Source organism: Aequorivita sp. CRS11 (genome assembly GCF_059693805.1).
In genome coordinates, this window is sequence record NZ_JCATIG010000038.1 from 1 (window position 1) to 1,046 (window position 1,046).

Sequence of the window (1,046 nt, forward strand, 5' to 3'; positions counted from 1 at the left end):
GACTTTGTGCTGCCCATCACCTATTATGAGGATCCGCTGGACGCCGCCGCCGGCACCAATGCGATCCCCAACCCCGGGACCTATATAAGCATGGGCGGCCAGACCATCTGGGTGCGCCTTGAGAGCCGTATCACCGGCTGCGCGCGGGTCACGCCCTTTGATCTTGAGCTTGAGCTCTTCCCGACCATCGGCGTCGGGAACGACCTGACCAAGTGCGACGACCTTGTGAACGGCAGTACGGCGGACGATGGCCTTTCCACGTTCGACCTTACGGTGAACACGCCGCTGATCACCCTGGGGGACCCTACCCTGGAGGTGTTCTACTATGCTACGGCCATCGACCAGGTGAACAACAACCCGATCGCCGACCCCTCGGCCTACCAAAACATCATCAGCCCCCAGCAGGAGATCTTCGTGACCGCCTACAGCGAGAACGGCTGCAGGGCGATCAATACCTTCTTTATCATCGTGGAGCCTACCCCTTTGGCCTTTTCACCCGGCACCTTTATAGCCTGTGACTCCAACAACGACGGTTTTGCCCAGTTCGACCTCAGTACGCAGACGGCCATCATAACGGGAGGGGACCCCGACCTGACCGTCACCTACCACGGTACGCTGCTCGACGCGGAGAACAACCGCCTTCCGTTGCCGAACCCTTACACGAACGACCAGATCTACCTGGACGCTCCCGTGACCGATCCCCTGGATCCGGCCTACGGTACGGGCGGGGTATGGGCCCGTGTGGAGACCACGGTCAACAGCTGCCACCGCAGCATATCCTTTGCCCTGGAGGTGCACACCTCGCCCGTGGCCACCGAGCCCGGTCCCCTGAGAAAATGTGACGATGCCGTGGCCGATGGCTTTACCGTTTTCGACCTTACCGAGGCAGAAGCGGAGATATTGGGAGCACTGGATCCAAACGGCTTTGACCTATATTACTACGAAGACCTTGCCGATGCCCAATTGGCCGGTGACCTTGCGCTGACCGCGCCGGACTATTCCGCCGCCATCGGCAACCCGGGCGCGTACACCAATACCGTTAACCC

The 1,046-nt window shown here is 60.6% G+C and carries 1 protein-coding gene; it reads left to right on the plus strand.

All coding sequences use genetic code 11. From position 1 onward, the window contains the following. Nucleotides 1-1,046: FIDD domain-containing protein (locus AC58DT_RS15630; RefSeq protein ID WP_497217723.1), on the plus strand; the 1,046-nt coding region annotated here is incomplete at both ends.